The organism is Ruegeria sp. BC1 (assembly GCF_056539305.1).
The window spans coordinates 1,031,491-1,053,409 of the sequence record NZ_JBQFUT010000001.1 but is presented as its reverse complement, the minus strand read 5'-3'; the positions used below and the strand labels follow the sequence as shown (position 1 = coordinate 1,053,409).

At 57.1% G+C, this 21,919-nt stretch carries 21 protein-coding genes; 15 read left to right on the top strand and 6 right to left on the bottom strand.

Annotated features, from left to right (window positions below):
- Nucleotides 1-8: 8 nt before the first annotated feature.
- The 9 genes from ACR0IY_RS05280 to ACR0IY_RS05240 all read left to right on the top strand — a co-directional run bounded on the left by ACR0IY_RS05280 (nucleotide 9) and on the right by ACR0IY_RS05240 (nucleotide 10,710).
- Nucleotides 9-581: a TRAP transporter small permease subunit gene (locus ACR0IY_RS05280; RefSeq protein ID WP_480671151.1), complete on the top strand. Its 573-nt coding sequence runs from the start codon at nucleotides 9-11 to the stop codon at nucleotides 579-581.
- Nucleotides 578-1,897, top strand: coding sequence for a TRAP transporter large permease (locus ACR0IY_RS05275; protein WP_480670937.1), 1,320 nt, complete (start codon nucleotides 578-580; stop codon nucleotides 1,895-1,897). The genes ACR0IY_RS05280 and ACR0IY_RS05275 overlap by 4 nt, the downstream gene beginning before the upstream one ends.
- A gap of 51 nt (nucleotides 1,898-1,948) precedes the next feature.
- Nucleotides 1,949-2,983 carry a TRAP transporter substrate-binding protein gene (locus ACR0IY_RS05270; RefSeq protein WP_480670935.1) on the top strand — a complete coding sequence of 345 codons (1,035 nt, stop codon included), beginning with the start codon at nucleotides 1,949-1,951 and terminating at the stop codon, nucleotides 2,981-2,983.
- 148 nt (nucleotides 2,984-3,131) lie between these two features.
- Nucleotides 3,132-4,817 carry a Na/Pi cotransporter family protein gene (locus tag ACR0IY_RS05265; RefSeq protein WP_480670933.1) on the top strand — a complete coding sequence of 562 codons (1,686 nt, stop codon included), beginning with the start codon at nucleotides 3,132-3,134 and terminating at the stop codon, nucleotides 4,815-4,817.
- Nucleotides 4,818-4,874: 57 nt separating this feature from the next.
- Nucleotides 4,875-6,236: a glutamine synthetase family protein gene (locus tag ACR0IY_RS05260; protein WP_480670931.1), complete on the top strand. Its 1,362-nt coding sequence runs from the start codon at nucleotides 4,875-4,877 to the stop codon at nucleotides 6,234-6,236.
- 129 nt (nucleotides 6,237-6,365) lie between these two features.
- Nucleotides 6,366-7,748, top strand: a complete 1,383-nt coding sequence (locus tag ACR0IY_RS05255) for an aldehyde dehydrogenase family protein (protein ID WP_480670929.1) — start codon at nucleotides 6,366-6,368, stop codon at nucleotides 7,746-7,748.
- A gap of 65 nt (nucleotides 7,749-7,813) precedes the next feature.
- A complete protein-coding gene (locus ACR0IY_RS05250) occupies nucleotides 7,814-8,959 on the top strand; it encodes an iron-containing alcohol dehydrogenase (protein WP_480670927.1) in 1,146 nt (381 codons plus the stop codon).
- 70 nt (nucleotides 8,960-9,029) lie between these two features.
- On the top strand, nucleotides 9,030-9,869 hold the full coding sequence (locus ACR0IY_RS05245; protein ID WP_480670925.1) for an EamA family transporter: 840 nt from the start codon (nucleotides 9,030-9,032) through the stop codon (nucleotides 9,867-9,869).
- Nucleotides 9,870-9,939: 70 nt separating this feature from the next.
- Nucleotides 9,940-10,710, top strand: coding sequence for an alpha/beta hydrolase (locus tag ACR0IY_RS05240; protein ID WP_480670923.1), 771 nt, complete (start codon nucleotides 9,940-9,942; stop codon nucleotides 10,708-10,710).
- A gap of 16 nt (nucleotides 10,711-10,726) precedes the next feature.
- On the opposite strand, the gene ACR0IY_RS05235 is transcribed toward ACR0IY_RS05240, so the two are convergent.
- Nucleotides 10,727-11,008 (bottom strand): DUF1496 domain-containing protein, encoded by a 282-nt coding sequence (locus ACR0IY_RS05235; protein WP_480670921.1) that lies wholly within the window; start codon nucleotides 11,006-11,008, stop codon nucleotides 10,727-10,729.
- 318 nt (nucleotides 11,009-11,326) lie between these two features.
- Between ACR0IY_RS05235 and ACR0IY_RS05230 the strand changes: the two genes are divergently transcribed.
- Nucleotides 11,327-12,295 carry a formylglycine-generating enzyme family protein gene (locus ACR0IY_RS05230; RefSeq protein WP_480670919.1) on the top strand — a complete coding sequence of 323 codons (969 nt, stop codon included), beginning with the start codon at nucleotides 11,327-11,329 and terminating at the stop codon, nucleotides 12,293-12,295.
- A gap of 121 nt (nucleotides 12,296-12,416) precedes the next feature.
- Here ACR0IY_RS05230 and parE read toward each other — a convergent pair whose 3' ends face one another.
- Nucleotides 12,417-14,375, bottom strand: a complete 1,959-nt coding sequence (gene parE / locus ACR0IY_RS05225; protein WP_480670917.1) for a DNA topoisomerase IV subunit B — start codon at nucleotides 14,373-14,375, stop codon at nucleotides 12,417-12,419.
- Nucleotides 14,376-14,515: 140 nt separating this feature from the next.
- On the bottom strand, nucleotides 14,516-15,355 hold the full coding sequence (locus ACR0IY_RS05220; protein WP_480670916.1) for a class I SAM-dependent methyltransferase: 840 nt from the start codon (nucleotides 15,353-15,355) through the stop codon (nucleotides 14,516-14,518).
- Between the two features lie 129 nt (nucleotides 15,356-15,484).
- Here ACR0IY_RS05220 and ACR0IY_RS05215 point away from each other — a divergent pair, with 129 nt between their 5' ends.
- Nucleotides 15,485-16,093, top strand: a complete 609-nt coding sequence (locus ACR0IY_RS05215) for a carboxymuconolactone decarboxylase family protein (protein ID WP_480670914.1) — start codon at nucleotides 15,485-15,487, stop codon at nucleotides 16,091-16,093.
- 3 nt (nucleotides 16,094-16,096) lie between these two features.
- Here ACR0IY_RS05215 and ACR0IY_RS05210 read toward each other — a convergent pair whose 3' ends face one another.
- On the bottom strand, nucleotides 16,097-16,972 hold the full coding sequence (locus tag ACR0IY_RS05210; RefSeq protein WP_480670912.1) for an alpha/beta fold hydrolase: 876 nt from the start codon (nucleotides 16,970-16,972) through the stop codon (nucleotides 16,097-16,099).
- A gap of 136 nt (nucleotides 16,973-17,108) precedes the next feature.
- Here ACR0IY_RS05210 and ppk2 point away from each other — a divergent pair, with 136 nt between their 5' ends.
- Together ppk2 and ACR0IY_RS05200 are read left to right on the top strand one after the other, a co-directional pair.
- A complete protein-coding gene (gene ppk2, locus ACR0IY_RS05205; protein WP_480670910.1) occupies nucleotides 17,109-18,032 on the top strand; it encodes a polyphosphate kinase 2 in 924 nt (307 codons plus the stop codon).
- A gap of 117 nt (nucleotides 18,033-18,149) precedes the next feature.
- Nucleotides 18,150-19,502, top strand: coding sequence for an MATE family efflux transporter (locus ACR0IY_RS05200; protein WP_480670908.1), 1,353 nt, complete (start codon nucleotides 18,150-18,152; stop codon nucleotides 19,500-19,502).
- A gap of 8 nt (nucleotides 19,503-19,510) precedes the next feature.
- Here ACR0IY_RS05200 and ACR0IY_RS05195 read toward each other — a convergent pair whose 3' ends face one another.
- Nucleotides 19,511-19,912, bottom strand: a complete 402-nt coding sequence (locus tag ACR0IY_RS05195) for a hypothetical protein (RefSeq protein ID WP_480670906.1) — start codon at nucleotides 19,910-19,912, stop codon at nucleotides 19,511-19,513.
- Between the two features lie 11 nt (nucleotides 19,913-19,923).
- Nucleotides 19,924-21,126 (bottom strand): pyridoxal phosphate-dependent aminotransferase, encoded by a 1,203-nt coding sequence (locus tag ACR0IY_RS05190; protein WP_480670904.1) that lies wholly within the window; start codon nucleotides 21,124-21,126, stop codon nucleotides 19,924-19,926.
- A 91-nt stretch (nucleotides 21,127-21,217) separates the two neighbouring features.
- Here ACR0IY_RS05190 and ACR0IY_RS05185 point away from each other — a divergent pair, with 91 nt between their 5' ends.
- Both ACR0IY_RS05185 and ACR0IY_RS05180 read left to right on the top strand, forming a co-directional pair.
- Nucleotides 21,218-21,610 carry a helix-turn-helix domain-containing protein gene (locus ACR0IY_RS05185; RefSeq protein ID WP_480670903.1) on the top strand — a complete coding sequence of 131 codons (393 nt, stop codon included), beginning with the start codon at nucleotides 21,218-21,220 and terminating at the stop codon, nucleotides 21,608-21,610.
- Nucleotides 21,607-21,864: a succinate dehydrogenase assembly factor 2 gene (locus ACR0IY_RS05180; protein WP_480670901.1), complete on the top strand. Its 258-nt coding sequence runs from the start codon at nucleotides 21,607-21,609 to the stop codon at nucleotides 21,862-21,864. Before ACR0IY_RS05185 ends, ACR0IY_RS05180 begins: the two co-directional genes overlap by 4 nt.
- Nucleotides 21,865-21,919 lie beyond the last annotated feature (55 nt).

Here is a 21,919-nt window from a genome sequence, read left to right as displayed (position 1 = left end):
TCGGGGCAATGGCGTCATATGTGCGGGTGGTCGATGCGATAAACTATCGGATCGGCCGGGTCATGATGTGGGGGCTGTTCGTGATGATGGGGATCCTGCTGTGGTCCTCGATCTCAAAAACGTTTTTCCTGCCGTCCCTGTGGACGCTGGAAATGGCGCAGTTCGCGATGGTGACCTATTACATCGTGGGCGGTCCGTATTCGATCCAGCTGGGTTCTAACGTACGAATGGACCTGTTCTATCACAACTGGAGCCCGCGCAAAAAAGCATGGTTCGATGCTTTCACCGTGATCCTGCTGATCCTGTATCTGGGAGTTCTTTTCTATGGCGGGTTGGGGTCAACGGCTTATAGCCTGGGATATTGGGGTGATGAGCCTGTGTCCTATTTCATCGGCCTGCTCACAGGCAGCGAAGAGATTGGACGCCTGGAACGTTCGTCCACCGCTTGGCGCCCGTATATCTGGCCAGTCAAAGCCATTATGGTGTTCGGATTTTTCCTGATGCTGCTGCAGGCGATTTCAGAGTTTTTCAAAGATATAGCCCGGATCAACGGGCAAGAAATCGGGGTGCCACGGGCATGAGCCAGGAATACATCGCCATTTTCATGTTCGCGTCGATGATGCTGATGCTGTTCACTGGGCAGCGTGTTTTTGGCGCGATTGGGGCGGTTGCCACCATCGCAGCGCTGGCCCTGTGGGGGACCGGCGGGCAGGATATCACCTTTTCGGCCGCCATGAAGCTGATGAAATGGTACCCGCTGCTGACGCTGCCGATGTTCATCTTCATGGGCTATGTGTTGTCCGAAAGTCGTCTGGCGGATGACTTGTACCGGATGTTCCACGTCTGGATGGGGCCGGTGAATGGGGGGCTGGCCATCGGCACGATTGGTCTGATGGTTTTGGTCTCGGCCATGAACGGGTTGAGCGTTGCGGGTATGGCCATCGGCGCGACCATTGCTTTGCCCGAGTTGCTGCGACGCGGATACGACAAGATCATGGTGACAGGAGTTATTCAGGCTGGGTCCAGCCTTGGGATACTCGTGCCGCCATCCGTGGTTCTGGTTCTGTATGCGATGATCGCGCGCCAGCCTGTCGGTCAGCTGTGGTTGGCCGGTATTCTTCCGGGCCTGCTGATGGCGGGTCTGTTCATCCTGTACATCTGGATCCGCTGCCGCATTCAGCCCGAGCTTGGCCCAGCGATGGAAGATGCGCATGAGGTGCCCAGGGCCGAGAAAATCCGGCTGCTGGGGGCAGGGGCGCTTCCACTGGTCATCTTTGCCGCGATGATGGTGCCGTTTGTGAACGGTTGGACTTCACTGGTGGAAAGCTCGGCCATCGGGGCCTTGACCGCGTTGATTGTGTCGGTGGTCAAGCGCCGGATGACATGGAAGATTTTTGAAGATTGCACCAAGCAGACGCTGGCGATCTCTTGCATGTTCATGTGGATTATCCTTGCCGCACTTGGATTTGGGGCGGTGTTCGACGGGTTGGGTGCCGTAAAAGCCATCGAGAATCTGTTTACCGATCAACTGGGCCTGTCACGGTGGACGATTCTGATCCTGATGCAGCTGAGCTTTATCGTCATGGGCACGTTTCTGGACGATACTGCGATGCTGGTGATTGTGGCGCCGCTTTATGTACCTTTGGTCGGTGCGCTGGACTTTGACTTGATCTGGTACGGTGTGCTGTACACGATCACCACGCAGATCGCTTATATGACGCCGCCATTCGGCTACAACCTGTTCCTGATGCGCGCGATGGCCCCGCCCGAGATCAGCCTGAAGGACATCTATCGTTCGATTGGCCCGTTCGTGTGCGTGATGGTTCTGGCGCTGACAATCATAATGGTTTTCCCGGAAATCGCCCTTTGGCTGCCCGGTTATGTATATGGAAACTAACAAGAATGCCTGGAGAACGGGCGCGCTAAATTTAACGGAGAGGAGAATAACATGACGACAAGACGTAAGTTTCTGAAAACAGCGGGGGTCGGCGTTGCGGCCGCGCCGCTGGCTACACCGGCGCTGGCGCAAAACACTATCACATGGCGGATGCAGACCTATGCCGGTCCTGCACTGGCCGCACACGTGATTGATCCCGCGATCGAGATGTTCAACAAGATCGCCGGTGATCGGATGCAGATCGAGCTGTTTTATTCCGATCAGATCGTACCGACCGGTGAACTGTTCCGCGCCATGCAGAAGGGCACAATCGACGCGGTGCAGTCGGATGATGACTCGATGGCATCGCCGACGGAGCTGACTGTTTTTGGGGGATATTTCCCCTTTGCCTCGCGCTACTCGCTGGATGTGCCGGTACTGTTCAACCAATGGGGCCTGAACGAGATCTGGGACGAGGAATATTCCAAGGTTGGCGTCAAGCATATCAGTGCGGGCGCTTGGGACCCTTGCCACTTTGCGACCAAGGACCCGATCAATTCGCTGGAGGATATGAAGGGCAAACGTGTCTTTACCTTCCCAACAGCGGGCCGGTTCCTGAGCCAGTTCGGCGTGGTCCCCGTGACATTGCCGTGGGAAGACATCGAAGTTGCGGTGCAGACTGGTGAACTTGATGGTGTGGCATGGTCCGGCATCACAGAAGACTACACTGTTGGATGGGCAGATGTGACCAACTACTTCCTGACAAACAACATTTCAGGGGCGTGGGCAGGCCACTTCTTTGCCAACATGGACCGTTGGAACGAACTGCCCGAAGACCTTCAAACCCTGTTCAAGGTGTGCTGCGATCAGTCTCATTACTATCGCCAATGGTGGTATTGGGGTGGCGAGGCCAACCTGCGTGTGAATGGCACAAAGATGCAACTGACAACTATCCCGGACGAGGAATGGGCGACAGTTGAGCAGGCAGCGGTGAAATTCTGGGATGAAATCGCCGCGGAATCCGAAATCAAGGCGAAAGTAGTAGACATCTTCAAACGCTATAACGCCGAAATGCTCAAGGCTGGTCGGCCTTATCGTTACGGTTAAAAGCTCACTGATCCCGACGTGTGGTCTACATAGCGCGTCGGGATTGAACAGATGGAAACAACACCTCGTATGCTAACTACTTATTTGAAAGCAAAAATCAGATACCGGGGGCGACGCGACGCAACCCCGATGATTGAGGTATTGTAACATGGCCATCGCAGGCTTTTTGATCGAAATCTTTGCAGCGACGATGTTGCTGCTTTTTGCCGTGCGTCTCGTGCGCACAGGGATCGAGCGACGCTTTGGCGCGCTGTTTCAGTCGATCCTGACTCAACATTCCAACACTTTCGTTGCAGGTGGCGCCGGTATGGTTCTGGCCACGATCTTGCAAAGCTCGGCTGCTGTTGCGGTTTTGCTCACAGGATTTGCTGCGGCAGGGATGGTCAGCTTTGGTCTGGCGCTGGCCGGTGTGCTTGGGGCTGATCTGGGGTCGGCCCTGATCATTCAGGTGCTGTCTTACGATCTGGGCTGGCTGCAACCGGTGCTTCTGGCGTTGGGGGGCTGGCTATACCTCAAGTCCGACCGGGCCAATGTGCGGCTGATGGGGCGGATCATTCTGGGTGTGGCCTTTATTCTGGTTTCGCTCCAGTTCCTGCGCGATGCGGTTGAACCGATCCGGGAAAGCGCCTTTCTTCCAGCGATCGCGGGCTATCTGGAAACCGATTATTTCAGTGCTTTCATTGTCGGTGCGGTGCTGGCCTTTGTCATGCATAGCTCGGTTGCGACAATTCTGATGTGCGTGACGCTGGTACAGATCGGGGCCATCCCGTTTGCGGCCGGGTTGTCTTTAGTGCTTGGGGCCAATCTGGGTTCGGCCTTCATCCCGATCTGGCTGACACGCGACCTGACCGTCTCGGCCCGCCGCATTCCTGTCGCCAACTTACTGCTGCGGGGCAGTGCTGCGTTTGTCATGCTGTTCGTGGTCAACGTGACCGACGCACAGGACACGCTGATGATTGCCGGGCCGGGGCAGTCGCTGATTTTTGCTCATATAGGGTTCAACCTGGCCGTCTTTTTGCTGGCTACAGGGTTTGTAAACTGGCTTGAGGGCCCGATGGCCGCGCTGTTGCCTGAACCTTCGGTCGAAACCAATGTGATGGACCAGTTTTCGGGCGCGCTGAGCCCTCTGGGTGATCCGGGTGCGTCGGGGGCGAATGTGGCGATGTCCTCGGTGCGGCATGAGCTGTTGCAGATGGTCACTCAGGTCGAACGGATGTTTCGCCCAGTGCTGGACCTTTACGAACAGGACGACAGTGACGCGATTTCTGCCCTGTGGCAGCAGGATGAGCGCGTGAATGCGCAACTGACCGAAATCCGCCGCTATGTTGCGCGTATGCCGCGCCAGAACATGAGCAAGGCGCAGATCAAGGCGGCACGCGGGCTGGTGGAATACGCCATCCGTCTGGAAGCCGCGGGTGACGTTGTGTCGAACCGTATGACACGCACAGCGCAGATCAAACACACGGAACGCTCAGAATTTTCGGCCCAAGGTTGGAAAGAACTCAAGGATATGCACGCGGCTATCCTTGAGAGCTTCTCACTGGCGCGGCATGTGCTGCTTGTCGACGACATGGACTGTGCCCGTCGGCTGGTGCTGGACAAGGCCGAAGTCAAACGACTGTCGCGCGACAGCCGCAAGGCGCATTTGAAACGACTGGAGCGGGGGCAAACCGAAAGCTTCCAGTCCAGCGATCTGCATCTTGAGACATTGCGCGCCATGCGGGACTTGCACGGCCATATAGCAGCGGTTGCCTATCCGATCCTGTATCGGAATGGGCAAGTTCTGGAAACGCGTCTGGTCATGGAAATGGAAAAGGAAGCGGCCGAGGATTGAGGTCCGCCAAAGGGAGAATGGGGCCAAGGCCCCAGAATGGAACGAGGGAAAACCAGGATGGGCATTGAAACACGTTTGGCTGAATTGAAGGCCAGGGTCGACGCGGGCGAAGTAGACACCGTTTTGGTTTGCATGGTGGATATGCAGGGTCGATTGATGGGCAAGCGGTTCCATGCTGGCCATTTCATTGCGGGTGCGTGGGAGGAGACGCATTGCTGCAACTATCTGCTGGCTACCGACCTGGAGATGGCAACGCCGGATGGGTATGCCTCGACCAGTTGGGAAAGGGGCTATGGCGATTACGTCATGAAGCCAGACCTCAGCACGTTGCGCCCTGTTCCGTGGCTTGAAGGTACAGCGATGGTGATGTGCGATGTGCTGGATCACCACACCCACAAAGAAGTGCCGCATTCACCTCGTGCGATACTGAAAAAGCAGGTGAAGCGTCTGGAGGCGATGGGCTATGACGCAATGTGCGCGACTGAGCTGGAGTTTTTCCTGTTCGAGAAAAGCTTTGACCAGATCCGCAAAGAGGGATTTCGCGATCTGGAGCCAATTTCGGGCTATAACGAGGATTATCACATCCTTCAGACCACCAAGGAAGAACATGTTATGCGCCCAATCCGCAACCATCTTTGGGATGCGGGGATACCGGTCGAGAACTCTAAAGGTGAGGCTGAGACCGGGCAGGAAGAGCTGAATATCAAATACGCGGCGGCGATGGAAACGGCCGAGTATCATTCGATCGCCAAGAACGCTGTGAAAGAGATCGCCTGGCAGCATGGCCACGCGGCGACCTTCCTGCCGAAATGGCGTCACGACAAGGTGGGCAGTTCATCCCACGTGCATCAGTCGCTGTGGGCCGATGGCCAACCTGCGTTTTACGACTCGGGGGATGAGCTGGGCATGTCAGCGGTGATGAAAAACTACATGGCGGGCCTGCTGAAATATGCAGCCGATTACACGTATTTCATGGCCCCGTACATCAACAGCTACAAGCGGTTCATGAAGGGCACCTTTGCCCCAACGCGGATCATCTGGTCCGTGGATAACCGCACCGCCGGGTTCCGCCTGTGTGGCGATGGCACCAAGGCGGTTCGGGTGGAATGCCGTATCCCCGGCTCGGACATGAACCCTTACCTGGCGATGGCGGGGATGCTGGCGGCCGGGATTGCGGGGATCGAGGAAGGTCTGGAGTTGCAACCGCCTACCAAGGGAGATGTCTATCAGGGTGAGACAGGCATGATTCCGGGGACGTTGAAGGACGCGCGAAATGCGTTGCATGGGTCGGCGATGTTGCGGGCTGCCATGGGCGATGACGTTATCGATCACTACGCCCGCGCGGCGGAAGTCGAAATCGAGGAGTTTGAGCGCGTGGTGACGGATTGGGAAATTGCCCGCGGGTTCGAGCGGGCTTAGCGGGCGGAAACAAGGGGCCAGCTCAGCCGCCATTGGCGCTCAAACCAATGGCGTACCAACGGCGGCTCCTGAAGAAATTTTTAGTCAGATGAAGCAGGGGATCCTGTTTCTTTCAGAAGTGGAGTGAATATGGGGCAGATGTTGCAATGTGTCTCACCGATTGATGGATCGGTATATGCTGAACGCGAAACACTGTCGCGCGAGGCAGCGTTTGAAGTGGCGCGAAAGACAAAAGCTGCGCAGGCGGGTTGGGCGGCGCGTCCGTTGCAAGAGCGGATCAATCTGGTGATGGCGGGCGTGGCCGCTGTGGGTGCGATGAATGACGAGATCGTGCCAGAGCTTGCGCATATGATGGGGCGCCCGGTGCGCTATGGCGGTGAGTTTGGTGGCTTTAATGAGCGCGCCAGCCATATGGCAGAGATCGCCGAAGAGACGCTGGCGGATATAGCGGTGAGCGAGGACGAAACCTTCAAACGCTACATCAAGCGTATCCCGCATGGGGTGGTGTTTGTCGTGGCACCTTGGAACTATCCGTATATGACGGCGATCAACACGGTGGCCCCGGCATTGATTGCGGGCAACACGGTGATCCTGAAGCACGCCACGCAGACCCTGCTTGTGGGTGAGCGCATGGCGCAGGCTTTCCACGCGGCGGGCGTGCCTGCGGACGTATTCCAGAACGTATTCCTGAGCCATGACGTGACCAATGATCTGATCGCGGGCAACGCGTTCGACTTTGTGAACTTTACCGGTTCGGTCGGTGGCGGCCAGGCGATGGAGCGCGCGGCGGCGGGCACGTTTACCGGCGTTGGAACCGAGCTGGGTGGCAAGGACCCGGGTTATGTCATGGACGACGCCGATCTGGACGCGGCGGTCGATACGCTGATCGACGGGGCCATGTTCAACGCCGGTCAGTGCTGCTGCGGGATCGAGCGAATTTACGTGCATGAAAGCCTCTACGATGCTTTTGTCGCCAAGGCGGTTGAGGTAGTGAAAGGCTATAAGCTGGGCAACCCGCTGGATCCGGAGACCACCATGGGCCCGATGGCCAATGTGCGCTTTGCCGATGAGGTGCGCGCCCAGATTGCCGAGGCGGTCGCTCAGGGCGCGGTGGCCCACATTGACACATTCCCCGAGGACGATGGCGGTGCGTATCTGACCCCTCAGATTCTGACAGGCGTTACACATGACATGCGCGTCATGCGAGACGAAAGTTTTGGGCCTGTTGTGGGCATTATGAAAGTGTCCTCGGATGACGAGGCAATCCAGTTGATGAATGACAGCGAATTTGGTCTGACTGCCAGCCTGTGGACCAGCGACGTGGATCGGGCGGCGCGGGTCGGGGATCAGATCGAAACCGGCACCGTGTTCATGAACCGTGCCGATTATCTGGACCCGGGTCTGTGCTGGACCGGGTGTAAGAATACCGGGCGCGGCGGCGGCTTGTCAGTCATCGGCTATCACAACCTGACGCGGCCAAAATCCTACCATCTGAAAAAGGTTACGGGCTGAGGTCGACCTGCCTGCCTTGTACCCCTCTGGATGAGGCAGGCCACTATCTTAAAGGAAACTCTGACATGACACTTGTTGGGAACTGGTCCTATCCGACCGCGATCAAATTCGGCGCTGGCCGTATCAAAGAATTGCCCGAGGCCTGCGCCGCTGCGGGAATGAAAAAACCGCTGCTGGTCACGGATAAGGGCTTGGCCGATCTGCCGATCACCACAGCGACGCTGGACATCATGGAGGCTGCAGGTCTGGGCCGCGGTCTGTTCAGCGACGTGGACCCGAACCCGAATGAAAAGAACCTCGATGCCGGTGTTGCTGCCTATAAGGCCGGTGGCCATGACGGGGTGATTGCCTTTGGGGGTGGCTCGGGGCTGGATCTGGGCAAGATGGTTGCCTTCATGGCCGGGCAGACGCGCCCGGTCTGGGATTACGAAGACATCGGCGACTGGTGGACCCGCGCCGACGCTGATGCCATCGCGCCGATCATCGCGGTGCCGACAACCGCCGGCACAGGGTCTGAGGTGGGCCGCGCCAGCGTCATCACCAATTCCGAAACCCATGCCAAGAAGATCATCTTCCACCCCAAGGTTTTGCCGGCCGTGGTGATTTGCGACCCCGAGCTGACTGTGGGCATGCCGAAGTTCATCACCGCCGGTACGGGGTTGGATGCCTTCGCGCATTGTGTTGAGGCGTATTCGAGCCCTCACTACCACCCGATGTCGCAGGGCATCGCGCTGGAGGGCATGCGCCTGGTCAAGGAATACCTGCCACGTGCCTATGCTGACGGGAATGATATTGAGGCCCGCGCGCATATGATGAGCGCGGCTTCGATGGGGGCAACATCGTTCCAAAAGGGGCTGGGCGCGATCCACGCCATGAGCCACCCCGTTGGCGCAGTGTTCAACACACATCATGGCACCACCAACGCCGTCTGCATGCCCACAGTGCTCGAGTTCAACGCCCCGGCCATTTCCGATCGGTTCCAGATGGCGGCGGACTACCTGGGCATTGACGGTGGCTTTGACGGCTTCCGCGCCTTTGTTCAGGAGTTCAACGACAGCCTCGGTATTCCACGCAAACTGTCTGATCTTGGCGTAACCGAGGACGCCATCCCAGAACTGGTGCAAGGTGCGGTCATCGACCCGTCTTGTGGTGGGAACCCAATCGAACTGAACGAGGACAACCTGACCACGTTGTTTAAAACCGCGTTGTGATCTGCGTTACTGTGTGTCAGTAGATTGCCGGCCCGAATGACGGGCCGGCTTTTTCACGAAAGGTTCGGATGTGACCTCGTTTGTTGTCGCTATGACTCTGGCGGCTGCGCTGTTGCATGCAGTGTGGAACGCAATCGTTAAGTCGGCAGCGGACCGGACGACGACAATGGGGCTTGTCGCGTTGGGGCAGGCCATCCCCGGAGCGATCATGGTTGTGACGCTGCCGATGCCAAGCGCCGAAAGCATCCCCTACATCCTGATTTCGACCTTCGTGCATTTCGGGTACTATTTCATGTTGGGCAAAGCCTACCAGCATGGCGACCTCAGCGTTGTTTACCCCATCGCGCGGGGGATTGTACCGGCGCTGGTGGCGCTGTGGGCGATGCTGCTGGTCGGAGAAGTGCTGCCCTTACAGGCCTGGGTTGGCATCGCGCTGATTGCCGTCGGTATCCAGCTCAGCAATTGGAAGGCGCTGCGGTCGGGATTGGGGCGGTCAGCCCTGCTATTTGCGCTGGGCACAGGGGTATGTATTTCAGTCTATTCCGTGTTTGACGGCATCGGCGTGCGGTTGTCCGGGAATACACTCAGCTACTGGGCTTGGGGGGCATTCCTGCACTTGTTTATCGCCGGGTTCGTCGCTATCCGCAGGCGCAATATCTTGCCGGATTTACCTGCCAAAGTGTGGGTGGTTGGTCTCTTGGGTGGGCTGGTGTCGATGGCGGCCTATGGGCTTGTGCTTTATGCCAAAAACTTCGCCCCTCTGGGCGCGGTGTCTGCTCTGCGGGAAACTTCGGTGATCTTTGCCGCGCTGATCGGTTTCATCTTCTTGCACGAAGGCAACTGGATGCGGCGGATGGGGTCTGCAGTACTTATGGCCATTGGTGTCGCACTGATCGGGTTGGCGGTTTAGCGGCCTGCACGACAAACTTGCTGAATGCCTTTTTGATCTCTCATAGTGGCGGGGTGCGAGGGAGTATTTCATGACCAAAGAGATTGTTCTGATCCACGGAGCTTTTGCCGGGCCGTGGTGCATGCAGGATTACGCCGGGTTCTTCCGTGACCGGGGCTGGACCGTACACACCCCGGCGCTGCGCTATCACGATGCAGACCCCAACGCCGAACCCGATCCAGGCCTGACCAATACCAGCGTGATGGATTATACCAATGATATTGCTGAATTCGTGCAGGGATTGGATAGTAAACCCGTCATTTTGGGGCACGCCATTGCCGGGGTTGTGGCGCAGCAGGTGGCCTCGCGTGGGTTGGCCTGTGCCATCGTCCTGATCAACCCGAACGCACCGTGGGGTAGCTTGCCCGAAACCGACGACGAACGCGCCATCCCGCGCGCACTGATGGAGGGCGGGGCGTTCTGGAAACAGCCCATGCGGGTCGAGTTCGACCTGATGGCCCCCTTTGCGCTGAACAAGATGCCCGAGGCGCAGCAGCACGCGGTGTTCGACAAATTGGGTGCTGAAAGCGGGCGCGTGATGTTCGAGATGTTCTTCTGGATGTTCGACGATCACCACGCGGTGAAGGTGGAAATCGACAAGGTTGATTGCCCGGTGCTGGTCGTCTCGGGCACCGAGGATCGCGCCGTGAACCCCAACACCTGCCGCGCGCTGGTGGACCTGTACGGGGATCGCGCGACCTTTCTACCCGTAGAAAACCACGCGCATTTTCTGTTCATGGAGCCCGGCTGGGAGAAACCTGCCGGACAGATCGCGGACTGGCTGGAGGGGAAGGTGGGCTAGGGTGCCCACCATCTGATCAGTTGTTGGTTGAGAATGTGCTCTGTGGTTTCCATTTCAGCGAGCCGTCGCCCTCACGGTGACACCGCAGCAGGCGTTCCTGAATCGTGCGGACTGTATCTGTGACCGTGTTGTCACCCACAAGCAGGACAAAAGCGTCCTCGGAATAGGCCATGCCGTTGTAATAACAGAACTTGGTCTCGGCCCCGTCTGGAATGGGCGATGCGAGGCTGAGCGTCTGCTGCGCAGATGCGTGTGAGGCCAGCAGGGCAAAGGCCAGCCCGAGGGTTAGTGTTTTCATGTCGTCCTCCCGTTCGAAAATCTGTTCGTCTCATTGGGTCGTGGACGCCCGGAACCTCAAATGTCGTTCTTGAATGACGGTTTGAGGGTAAGTGTGAACGAGATCAACGGGTTAGGCAAGGGGGGTGTTTTAAGGTGGCTTGTGGGCGTGTGGTGTATTACTCGACCAATGCTTGATGTAGAGCATCAAGCGCGCGCCCGACCCGCCTCCGCAGCCTTGTCCGTTGCCAGATATTTTTTACCAGCCTTGAGTTGCCCTCCAGTTTGTTCGACAACGACTCAACACCTGTTTTGAGCCAACTGACTCTAGGAATGACCTTTGAACAAATTCAGACTTACTGCTGTTGCAGGAGCCCTGCAGTTTTGGGCTGTTATAGCATCCGCTGAATACCATCTAGACGACGGAACAGAGATCGAACCGCTGGGATTGTTTCAGGAATGCGACGTCTGCCCCGAGATGATCGCGTTGCCTTTGGGTGAGTTCTTAATGGGCGGACCACCGGGAGAATCCAAAAGGAACTTTCACTGGGACAAAAAAGGCCGTCGCCCAGCGACCCCAGAAGATCCCTATATCGCTCATCATGAAGGACCGGTACATCTGGTAAAGGTCGATCTGCCTGTCGCCATGGGACGCAACGAAATCACCCGCGATGAATGGATGGCCTGTGTAGAGGACGGGGGATGTGGCAGTTATGTCCCCGAAGACTTCCACATTGGCAATAGTTTTGAACGCATACAGCTTACGGGCAACCACCCGGTGAATGATGTGTCTTACCTGGACGCTTTGGCCTACACGGACTGGCTGAACAAGAAGCTTGGGATAGATGCCTACCGCTTACCAACAGAAGCCGAATGGGAATACGCAGCCCGTGCCGGAACGCAGACCCCATTTGCACAAGGGGAAGAGGTCACGACAGATCAGGTAAATTTCCATGCCAAACCAACAGAAGAGATGCTTGGCGAAAAGCTACCGGACTTGGTGTGGCGTGGCTATCCGGTTCGGGTAGAGGAGCTTGATGCCGCCAATGCGTGGGGCCTACGACATATGTCGGGGAACGTTGGAGAAAAAACTATGTCCTGCTGGACAGAGACGCACCCAGGTTGGTCGACGTCCAGCCAGCATTTGGAAATGGCGAGATCCGTCGATTGTTATAGGTGGGTTACAAAAGGTGGGGCTTATCCACTTGCTATGGACTTTTCACGAGTCGCAGTTCGCGGCGGTGGGGGCGTAGATTGGCGATCAAAATCGTCAGGCTTTCGAGTTGTTAGAGAGTTAAGCAAAGAGTGAATTTGGTATTGTGCCGACCAACAGTACCGAAGACTCGGAGTGGAGAAAATTTATTTAAATTAGTGGTTTCTTGGAAATCCTTAACCAACATTTCTGTCGCTAATTTCGAGGAATCCTATTCTCAAACATCCAACTCCTCAACAAACCGCGCGTTCTCCTGAATGTACTGGAACCGCAGTTCGGGTTTTTTCCCCATCAGGCGCTCGACCAGATCGCCGGTTTCGCCGGGTTCGTCCTCATCGATGGTGACGCGGATCAGTTTGCGGGATGCCGGGTCCATCGTAGTCTCTTTCAGGTCCTTGGCGTCCATCTCGCCCAGACCCTTAAAGCGGGACACGTCAATCTTGCCCTTGCCGCCCAGACCTTTCTCAAGCCACTCGTCGCGCTCGGCCTCGTCCAGACAATAGACGCGCTTGGCGCCCTGGGTCAGGCGGTAGAGGGGCGGGCAGGCCAGATACAGGTGGCCGGCATCAATCATCGGGCGCATCTGGGTGAAGAAGAACGTCATCAGAAGCGAGGCGATATGCGCCCCGTCCACGTCCGCGTCGGTCATGATGATGATCTTGTCATAGCGCAGGTCGTCGACGTTGAACTTGGTGCCAAGCCCCACGCCCAGCGCCTGCGTCAGGTCGTTAATCTCGGCATTCGTGCCCAGCTTGGAACTGGCCGCGCCCAGCACGTTCAGGATTTTGCCGCGCAGGGGCAGGAGGGCTTGCGTTTTGCGGTCGCGGCCCATTTTGGCCGATCCACCCGCCGAGTCGCCCTCGACGATGAATAATTCGGTTCCGTCGCGTGTTGAACTAGAGCAGTCCACCAACTTACCGGGAAGACGAAGTTTCTTAGTGGCGGACTTGCGTTGTGTTTCCTTCTCGGCCCGTCGGCGCAGGCGTTCTTCGGCCCTCAGAATGAGGAAGTCCAGGATCGCCCCGGCGGATTTTGTGTCCGCGGCCAGCCAGTTGTCGAAATGGTCGCGGACCGAATTTTCGACCAGTCGCTGCGCCTCGACGGTGGCAAGGCGGTCTTTGGTCTGGCCGACGAATTCCGGCTCGCGGATGAAACACGACACCAGAGCGCAGCCGCCGGTGATCAGGTCATCGCGAGTGATCTGCGCGGCTTTCTTGTTGTTGATCAGCTCTCCGTACGCCTTGATCCCCTTGAGGATCGCCGCCCAGAACCCGGCCACATGAGTGCCGCCCTCGGGGGTGGGGACAGTGTTACAGTAGGATTGGATGAACCCATCGCGCGAGGGCGTCCAGTTGATCGCCCATTCCACCTTGCCTGGGGTGCCGAACTTTTCGTTGAAGTCCACGGTGCCGGCAAAGGGCTGCTCGGCATAGGTGGACGAGCCGTTCATCGTTTCCTTCAGGTAGTCGGACAGACCGCCGGGGAAGTGAAAGCTGGCTTCGGTCGGGGTTTCGCCATCGTCGATGGCGGATTTCCAGCGGATTTCGACGCCTGAGAACAGGTAGGCCTTGGAACGGATCGATTTGAACAGTCGCGCGGGTTTGAACTTGTGATGGCCGAAGATTTCGGCGTCGGCGTGGAATGTCACCATGGTACCGCGCCGGTTGGGGGCTGCGCCGACCTTTTCGACCGGACCCAGAGGGATACCGCGTGAAAACCGCTGTTCGAACAGCTGTTTGTCCCGCGCCACCTGAACAACCATCGAATCCGACAGGGCGTTCACAACCGACGCACCCACACCGTGCAGACCGCCCGAGGTTTGATAGGCTTTGCCCGAGAATTTGCCACCCGCGTGCAGCGTGCACAGGATCACCTCAAGCGCTGACTTGTCCGGGAACTTAGGGTGCGGATCAATCGGAATACCGCGTCCGTTGTCGCGCACGGTCAGGGCGTAATCTGAGTGCAGTTCAACCTCGATCCGGTTGGCATGGCCCGCGACCGCTTCGTCCATGGAATTGTCGAGGATTTCAGCGACCATGTGGTGTAGCGCGCGTTCGTCCGTGCCGCCAATATACATGCCCGGGCGTTTGCGTACGGGTTCCAGCCCTTCAAGCACCTCAATCGAGGAGGCGTCGTAGGTGGTGGTGGCGCTGGGCGTCAACAGGTCGTCGGGCATGAGTGCTGCTCTTGTTTTTGGGTTTGACCCATTATGGCAGGTGATGTGGTGCGGGGGAAGAGGGGCGCGAGGTGTTGTGGGCGGTTGACAGTCCAGAATGTTAAAAAATAATTTGCCGGGTTCTATTCCCCGATGCGCGATTACTCAGGTTTTTCAGCGGTTATGCGCGCCCCACCAATCCGCCTTTGCTGCACATCGCTGACAAATTTCGCGTACATCTTCAGAAACTCACCGCCTTTGGACGGGTTTCCCGCGCGTTCGGCCTCGGCATCTAGGGTTTGATACATGCTCAGTCGCCGCGCTAGAATATCTCCCCAGGACCCGGTTACGTCATCGGTAAATACAATGTTGAAACCGGTCTGCTTAAGCTGGGCTTCATACTCAGGTATGCTCAACAAAGATTGGCAAGCGAAACGTTGGCGGTATTGCTCAAACTCGTCATCGGGCAGAGGGGTGTGCATCACCCAGTCGGTGAAGGCAAAGCGTTTGCCGGGGCGAAGAACGCGAAACACCTCGCGCAGAGCTTGCGATTTGTCTGGGATATGCAGAAAGGATTCCTGACTGACCGCTGCGTCGAACTGGTCATCATCGAACGGCAGGTCCATCGCACTGGCCAGCACCGGGTGGACCTGATCCTGCAACCCGACCAGTGTGTTCAGCTCTTTCGCTCCGTCGATGCGATTTGGGCTGATGTCGGCACCGGTAACATCAACACCGCGCTCTGTCGCAAACCAGCGCGCAGGGCCGCAGAGGCCGGCACACACATCGAGGACGCTATCGCCGGGTTTCATTCCTGTATTATCAGCTAACCGCGCGTTCGCGTTCAGACCATCATAATGATCCTGATCATAGGGATAGAGGTCCTTTGGCGTCAGCCCGTCCAATGAACCGTGGCCGTTGGTCAGCTTTGTCAGGATATGGGGGGCAGAAATCGGGTGGCTGGCATACCAGTCCGCGACAATTTTTTCCGCCTTTTCCATTGGGTGCTGTCTCCCTTGTGTTTTACGAGCTTATCTTGACATGTTGAAGTGATCCAGTTTCGTCTCATGGACGGTGAGTGATCGAAACCAGGGCGGCGACGCAATATTAGAAAAAATATTGGGGGAGAAATGAGTTGGATTAAAACTGTTCCGTTTGATCAGGCAACGGGCAAGTTGAAAAAGCTGTATGAGCGGGTCACTGGGCCAGACGCTAATGTAGACAACATTATGATGGCGCATTCCCTACGGCCGCATTCGATGGAAGGGCACATGGCGCTTTACAAGAATGTCCTGCATCATTCTGCCAATACGATTCCGAAATGGTTTCTTGAGGTGCTTGGGGTCTGGGTCAGCTCCCTGAACCAGTGCAATTATTGCGTCGAGCATCATTTTAGCGGTCTTCAGCGTCTGTTAGGGGAGCCTGAGCGGGGCAATGCTATTCGCGCGGCCATCGAGGCCGGATCGCCTGAATCTGCTCCGTTGGACGACGCTCAGATCGCTGCGATTTGTTATGCGCGCAAGCTGACCGAAGCGCCTGCAGAAATGGTCAAGGCGGATGTTCAAGCCCTTCGGGACGCCGGATGGGACGACGGCGAAATCCTCGAGATCAATCAGGTTTGCGCCTATTTTTCCTATGCGAACAGAACTGTTCTTGGGTTGGGATGCTCGACGGATGGGGATGTCCTTGGATTGTCACCGAACAATTCGGACGATCCTGGTGATTGGGGACATAGATAGGGATCACTCGGCAATCCAGTCCAGTATGGCCCTCGCGATAACTTCCGGTTTCTGGTGATGCAGCCAGTGGTCGGTTCCGGGAATGTCGATGCGTGTCAGGTTAGGTGCAAATTCCTCTAGCCCGGTGGTTGCTTCGGGCAAAAGCGCCTTGTCGTCTGGCCCCCACAGCAACAGGTGGGGGCATCGGACCATAAGCCGTTCCAGCGGGAATTCGGGCACATCAGTGCGCGGTGTGCCGGGCTTGGCGACGACCAGCGGTGAGGCACGATACCAGTTCAGCATTGCCTCTAGCCGTCCGGGTCTGGCCCATTCGTCGCGATAATCCTGCATGCGTCGTTCGGGCAGCCAGTCGACACCCATGCCATGGCGAAAGAACTGCTCAAGCCTGGCGAAATTATCCGCTGAAAATCGCGATGCGGCATCCGACGTACGCAGGGCGTTGATATATTGCGATGCAGCGGATTGAGCGCCACCTGACGCCATCGCGCGCTGAAACGGTACCGGGTGGACGCCGTTTGCAATAATCAACCTTCTGACCAGATCAGGCCGGAACATGGCCAGCCCATAAGCGACCGACGCGCCCCAGTCGTGGCCAAGCACAGTGATTGGTGTACCAAGTCGTTCGGCCAATGCCGCCATGTCGGACACAAGTTTTGACAGCGCATAATTCTCAACACCCTGGGGCGCCCAGCTTTGCCCATAACCACGCTGATCGGGTGCGATGCAGTAAAAATGGCTAGTCAAACTTGGAGCCAGATCGCTCCACGCACCGCCAAATTCGGGAAACCCGTGCAACATCAGCAAGGGCGGTAGGTCCGGGCTTCCCCATTTGCGCAAAAAGAAAGGCTGGCCGTTCAGGTCGATAAGTTCTGTATCCATAGTCAGACCCGCAACAGGGATTTTTAGGTGGTGGCAAATTTGTTGATTAAAGTTGTGTCTGTTTGACACCAATCAAAGCGTAAATCCCGGTCTTCTGCTAGCCGTTTCTCCGGACAGTGAAACAAGGAGTATTTGAATGGAAGCTGCGGCGCCTATCCAGCAAGAACACCCCTCTATCGACATCACCCCGGCTCCAAGCCCCGATCCTTCTCAGCCCAGCCCCGAGAAGATCCGGCACGCGTTCGAGAGCGGCAGGTACCCTTATGACCGCAAAATGGCCCGCCGCAATTATGAGGCGCAAAAAGCCCAGTTGCAGGCCGAATTGCTGAAAGTGCAGCTGTGGGCACAGGAAACCGGCCAGCGGTTCGTATTGCTGTTCGAAGGGCGGGATGCAGCTGGCAAAGGGGGGACGATCAAGCGGTTCATGGAACATCTCAATCCGCGTCAGGCCCGCGTCGTCGCGCTGAATAAACCAACCTGGGAAGAGAAAGGCCAGTGGTACTATCAGCGCTATGTTCAGGAGTTGCCGACCGTTGGCGAAATGGTTTTCTACGACCGGTCTTGGTACAACCGCGCGGGTGTCGAACGGGTCATGGGCTTCTGCTCGCCCAACGAATACCTTGAATTCATGCGTCAGACGCCCGAGTTGGAGCGGATGCTGGTGCGCTCTGGTATCCAGCTTTATAAATACTGGTTCTCGGTCACGCGGCCTGAACAGTTGCGCCGGTTCAAAAGCCGCGAAACCGACCCGCTGAAGCAATGGAAGCTGTCGCCGATCGACAAGGCCAGTCTGGGGAAATGGGACGACTATACCGAGGCTAAAGAGGCTATGTTCTTCTACACCGATACCGCCGACGCACCTTGGACCATCGTGAAGTCGAACGATAAAAAACGCGCGCGCCTGAACTGCATGCGGCATTTCCTGTCCACCTTGGATTACCCGGACAAAGACCACAGCATTGTTGGGGAACCTGATCCCTTGATCGTTGGACAGGCCCACCATGTGATCCAACGGTCCGAGCATATTCTGGGCAATTCTCTGCACCCCGATGCGCGGTAACTTGAAGGTCGGGGGTTCGTCTCGGGTCTCGTCCTAGCGGTCTCAATTTGAAATTTTATCGATCTGCTCTTGTCCCGGCCTTAGGCCGGGAATAAGGCTGATGCGATGAGCAAGGTGATGACATATCGCGCCCATTTCCGGGCGATTGCAGTGCTGGGTCTGCCCCTGATCGGTGGGCATCTGGCGCAGTTTGCCATTGGTCTGACCGATACGATCATGCTGGGCTGGTACGGGGTCGAGGCGTTGGCTGCGGTGACCCTGGCCAGTAGTTTTTATTTCGTACTATTCCTGTTCGGGGGCGGATTTGGTTTGGCGGTTATGCCGATGGTGGCGACCGCCGCCGCTGAGGGCGATGAAACAAGCATTCGTCGCTCGACCCGCATGGGACTGTGGCTGTCCCTTTTGTACGGTATGTTGGTGATACCTTTGCTGTGGTGGTCGTTCCCCATTTTGATAGCGACCAAACAGGACCCTCAAGTTGCTGAAACCGCTTCGGAATACTTGCGTGTCGCAGGGTGGGGGCTGTTCCCTGCTCTCGTGGTCATGGTGCTGAAATCCTATTTGGCAGCGTTGGAGAGAACACAGATCGTTTTGTGGATCACCGTTGCAGCGGCTGTGGTTAATGGGCTTACCAACTATGCTTTGATTTTCGGAAACTGGGGCGCACCGGAATTGGGTGTGATGGGGGCCGCCATTGCCTCGGTTGTTACACAGATCGTGTCACTGATCGCCGTAGTGTTTTATGCCGTGCGCGTATTACCCGAACACAACCTGTTCCAAAGGTTTTGGCGCCCAGACTGGGAGATGCTGTTCAGCGTCCTGCGCCTGGGTATCCCCATCGGCCTGACACTTCTCGCCGAAGTTTCCCTTTTCGCAATGTCGGCTTTCATGATGGGTTGGATCGGCAAGGTCCCACTGGCAGCGCATGGTATCGCGCTAAATTTGGCCTCGGCCACGTTCATGGTTCACTTGGGCCTTTCCAACGCGGCAACCATTCGCGCTGGGAACGCCTTGGGTCGAAAGGATAGGCCGCATCTCGAAAAAGGGGCCATTGCGGTGACAGGGATGTCCCTGATCGTGTCCGTAATGACAGTCATCCTGTTTGTGACATGTGCTGAGCCGTTGATCTCTATTTTCGTAGAGCTCGACGATCCGCAGCGCCCGCAAATTCTGGCTATCGGCACCGGGCTTCTAGCAATGGCGGCGCTTTTCCAATTGGTGGACGGGGCGCAGGTGATTGCATTGGGCCTGCTGCGTGGGTTGCAAGACGCCAAGATACCGATGGTAATGGCTGGCCTCAGTTATTGGGTCGTGGGGATTCCAGCGTCGTACTACTTTGGATTCGTTCGAGACATGGAGGGGATCGGGATTTGGCTGGGTCTTGTACTGGGCCTTGCCTGCGCAGCCATCCTGTTGATGGCACGGTTTTGGTTGCGGTCAGTTCGCATCGTCGGAGTCCCGGCTGAATAAGAGCCCGATCAGACGTCGCTGAGCCGATCCGCCTTTTTACGCACTAGAACTGTGCGCAGATCGTGCATCGCCAGCAGTAACCGGTCAGTAACGTCCTCAAGCTGCTCGTCCGTCGCTTTGGACTGCGCCCATTGCGTGGTCAGGTTCAGATAATCGACCGCGCGGTGAATATCGTCGATATCGCGTTGCGCCAGCAGCGTTTTGCGCGCGTCGATCCAGCGGGTGATTTCCGCCTGATCGGCCTCGGTCAGCGTGCGCTGTCCCTGCGGTTTTACTTCGCCATTGCGGATGTTGATGACTGCAATCTGGTCCATCTCGATCCGGCGTTGGCGGTTCTCGGTATTGATCCGGAAAACCGCCGCGCCGTTTTCGCGAACACGGAAATAGTATTCGGGCAACTCTGAGGTCATGGGGCCTCCGGTCAGGTCAGGGATGCGCAAAAACGCTGGATACGGGTGCAGGCCTCGGTCAGAGCTTCGTCCGATGTCGCATAGCTGACCCGAAAGTTTGGAGACAGACCAAAGGCCGCGCCAAAGACAACAGCCACGTCAGCCTCTTCCAGCAGCGCGGTGGCGAATGCCTCGTCCGAGTCGATCACTGTGCCGGCAGGAGTGGTCTTGCCGATCAGCCCTGCGATGGACGGATAAACATAGAACGCGCCTTCGGGCGTCGGGCAGGTGATGCCGTCAATCTGGTTCAGCATACCCACAACCAGATCACGGCGGCGTTTGAAGATTTCGTTGTTCGGAGCCAGAAACGCCTGCGTGCCGTTCAGCGCCTCAACCGCCGCCCACTGGCTGATCGAACAGGGGTTCGAGGTAGACTGAGACTGGATCTTGCGCATCGCTGCGATGACCTCAACCGGGCCAGCGGCATAACCGATGCGCCAGCCGGTCATGGCATAGGCTTTGGACACGCCGTTACAGGTCAGCGTGCGGTCAAAAAGGCCGGGCTCGACCTCAGCCGGTGTACAAAACTCGAACCCGTCATAGGCCAGGTGTTCGTACATATCGTCGGACATGATCCATACATGCGGATGGCGCATCAACACATCGGTCAGCGCCTTCAGCTCGGTCCGGCTGTAGCCCGCGCCGGTCGGGTTCGACGGCGAGTTGAAGATGAACCATTTCGTCCGGGGCGTGATAGCGGCCTCAAGCTGCTCGGCCGTCAGTTTGAAATTGTTTTCAAGGCTTGTTTCCACAACGACCGGAATACCCCCCGCCAGCAGAACCATGTCCGGGTAGCTGACCCAGTAAGGGGCGGGTATGACAACCTCATCGCCCTCGTTCATCGTCGCCATCAGTGCGTTGTACAGCGTCTGTTTGCCGCCGGTTCCGACCGAGATTTGCGCCGGTGTGTAGTCAAGCCCATGATCGCGTTTCATCTTGGCACAGGCCGCCTGTTTCAGCTCGGGGATACCGTCAGGAGCGGTATACTTGGTCTTGCCCGCAGCGATTGCCGCCACGGCTGCGTCCTTGATATTCTGCGGGGTGTCGAAATCGGGCTCACCGGCGCTGAGGCCAATTACATCGCGTCCCGCAGCTTTCAATTCGGCCGCTTTGGCCGTCATAGCGATTGTAGGCGATGGTTTTACGCGTGACAGTGTCGCAGACAGGAAACTCATGGGCGGCCTCAGTTTGTATGTTCAACTTGTCTGTCATAGGGTGCGCCCGAATGACGATCAAGCGATATGAACTACGGAATTGGAGACCTAGATGAGTGACGATAACGACTGGTTCGGCCCCGAATCTGCGACATTCGGAGACAGGCTGGCCGGCGCACGCGAAGCGGCTGGGATGACCCAAGCCCAGCTGGCACGTCGCCTGGGTGTCAAAAAGGCGACGATCGCAGGTTGGGAAAACGACCTGTCCGAGCCGCGCGCCAACCGTTTGTCGATGATGGCGGGCATGATCAATGTCTCGATCATGTGGTTGTTGACCGGTGAGGGTGAGGGTATGGACGCCCCCTTGGAAGAGGGTGAAAGTGATATTGAATTGACGGATGCAGTGGCTGAACTGCGCGCGATCCGGGGTGAGATGCGTGCAAGCGCCGAGCGGGCTGCACGGCTTGAGAAAAAACTGCGTCTGATGCTGGAGCAAAAAAAGTGAGCGAAACCCGCGAAGTCAGGATCAAGCGCATGCAGATGCGGTCGATGCGCCGTGGTATCAAGGAGATGGATTTGATCCTGTCTGCCTATGCTCAGCGCAATCTGGTGGCGATGGATACAGCTGGTCTGGATCAATATGATGCGCTGCTGCACGAAAATGATCAGGACCTGTATCAATGGGTCACGGGGCAGGTTCAACCGCCGCAGGTGTTCGCTGACTTGATTGCAGATATCGCACAAACCTTTCAAAAATAAAGAAAATCAGGCTTAACCGATTTTTCGGAAATTCCCTTCATCGTGTTCGAAACAG

What these genes read in the sequence shown, in the direction of transcription:
- ACR0IY_RS05280 (WP_480671151.1), top strand. Translation starts at nt 9, where the DNA reads ATGGCGTCATATGTGCGGGTGGTCGATGCGATAAACTATCGGATCGGC.
- ACR0IY_RS05275 (WP_480670937.1), top strand. Translation starts at nt 578, where the DNA reads ATGAGCCAGGAATACATCGCCATTTTCATGTTCGCGTCGATGATGCTG.
- ACR0IY_RS05270 (WP_480670935.1), top strand. Translation starts at nt 1,949, where the DNA reads ATGACGACAAGACGTAAGTTTCTGAAAACAGCGGGGGTCGGCGTTGCG.
- ACR0IY_RS05265 (WP_480670933.1), top strand. Translation starts at nt 3,132, where the DNA reads ATGGCCATCGCAGGCTTTTTGATCGAAATCTTTGCAGCGACGATGTTG.
- ACR0IY_RS05260 (WP_480670931.1), top strand. Translation starts at nt 4,875, where the DNA reads ATGGGCATTGAAACACGTTTGGCTGAATTGAAGGCCAGGGTCGACGCG.
- ACR0IY_RS05255 (WP_480670929.1), top strand. Translation starts at nt 6,366, where the DNA reads ATGGGGCAGATGTTGCAATGTGTCTCACCGATTGATGGATCGGTATAT.
- ACR0IY_RS05250 (WP_480670927.1), top strand. Translation starts at nt 7,814, where the DNA reads ATGACACTTGTTGGGAACTGGTCCTATCCGACCGCGATCAAATTCGGC.
- ACR0IY_RS05240 (WP_480670923.1), top strand. Translation starts at nt 9,940, where the DNA reads ATGACCAAAGAGATTGTTCTGATCCACGGAGCTTTTGCCGGGCCGTGG.
- ACR0IY_RS05235 (WP_480670921.1), bottom strand. Translation starts at nt 11,008, where the DNA reads ATGAAAACACTAACCCTCGGGCTGGCCTTTGCCCTGCTGGCCTCACAC.
- parE (WP_480670917.1), bottom strand. Translation starts at nt 14,375, where the DNA reads ATGCCCGACGACCTGTTGACGCCCAGCGCCACCACCACCTACGACGCC.
- ACR0IY_RS05220 (WP_480670916.1), bottom strand. Translation starts at nt 15,355, where the DNA reads ATGGAAAAGGCGGAAAAAATTGTCGCGGACTGGTATGCCAGCCACCCG.
- ACR0IY_RS05215 (WP_480670914.1), top strand. Translation starts at nt 15,485, where the DNA reads ATGAGTTGGATTAAAACTGTTCCGTTTGATCAGGCAACGGGCAAGTTG.
- ACR0IY_RS05210 (WP_480670912.1), bottom strand. Translation starts at nt 16,972, where the DNA reads ATGGATACAGAACTTATCGACCTGAACGGCCAGCCTTTCTTTTTGCGC.
- ppk2 (WP_480670910.1), top strand. Translation starts at nt 17,109, where the DNA reads ATGGAAGCTGCGGCGCCTATCCAGCAAGAACACCCCTCTATCGACATC.
- ACR0IY_RS05200 (WP_480670908.1), top strand. Translation starts at nt 18,150, where the DNA reads ATGACATATCGCGCCCATTTCCGGGCGATTGCAGTGCTGGGTCTGCCC.
- ACR0IY_RS05195 (WP_480670906.1), bottom strand. Translation starts at nt 19,912, where the DNA reads ATGACCTCAGAGTTGCCCGAATACTATTTCCGTGTTCGCGAAAACGGC.
- ACR0IY_RS05190 (WP_480670904.1), bottom strand. Translation starts at nt 21,126, where the DNA reads ATGAGTTTCCTGTCTGCGACACTGTCACGCGTAAAACCATCGCCTACA.
- ACR0IY_RS05185 (WP_480670903.1), top strand. Translation starts at nt 21,218, where the DNA reads ATGAGTGACGATAACGACTGGTTCGGCCCCGAATCTGCGACATTCGGA.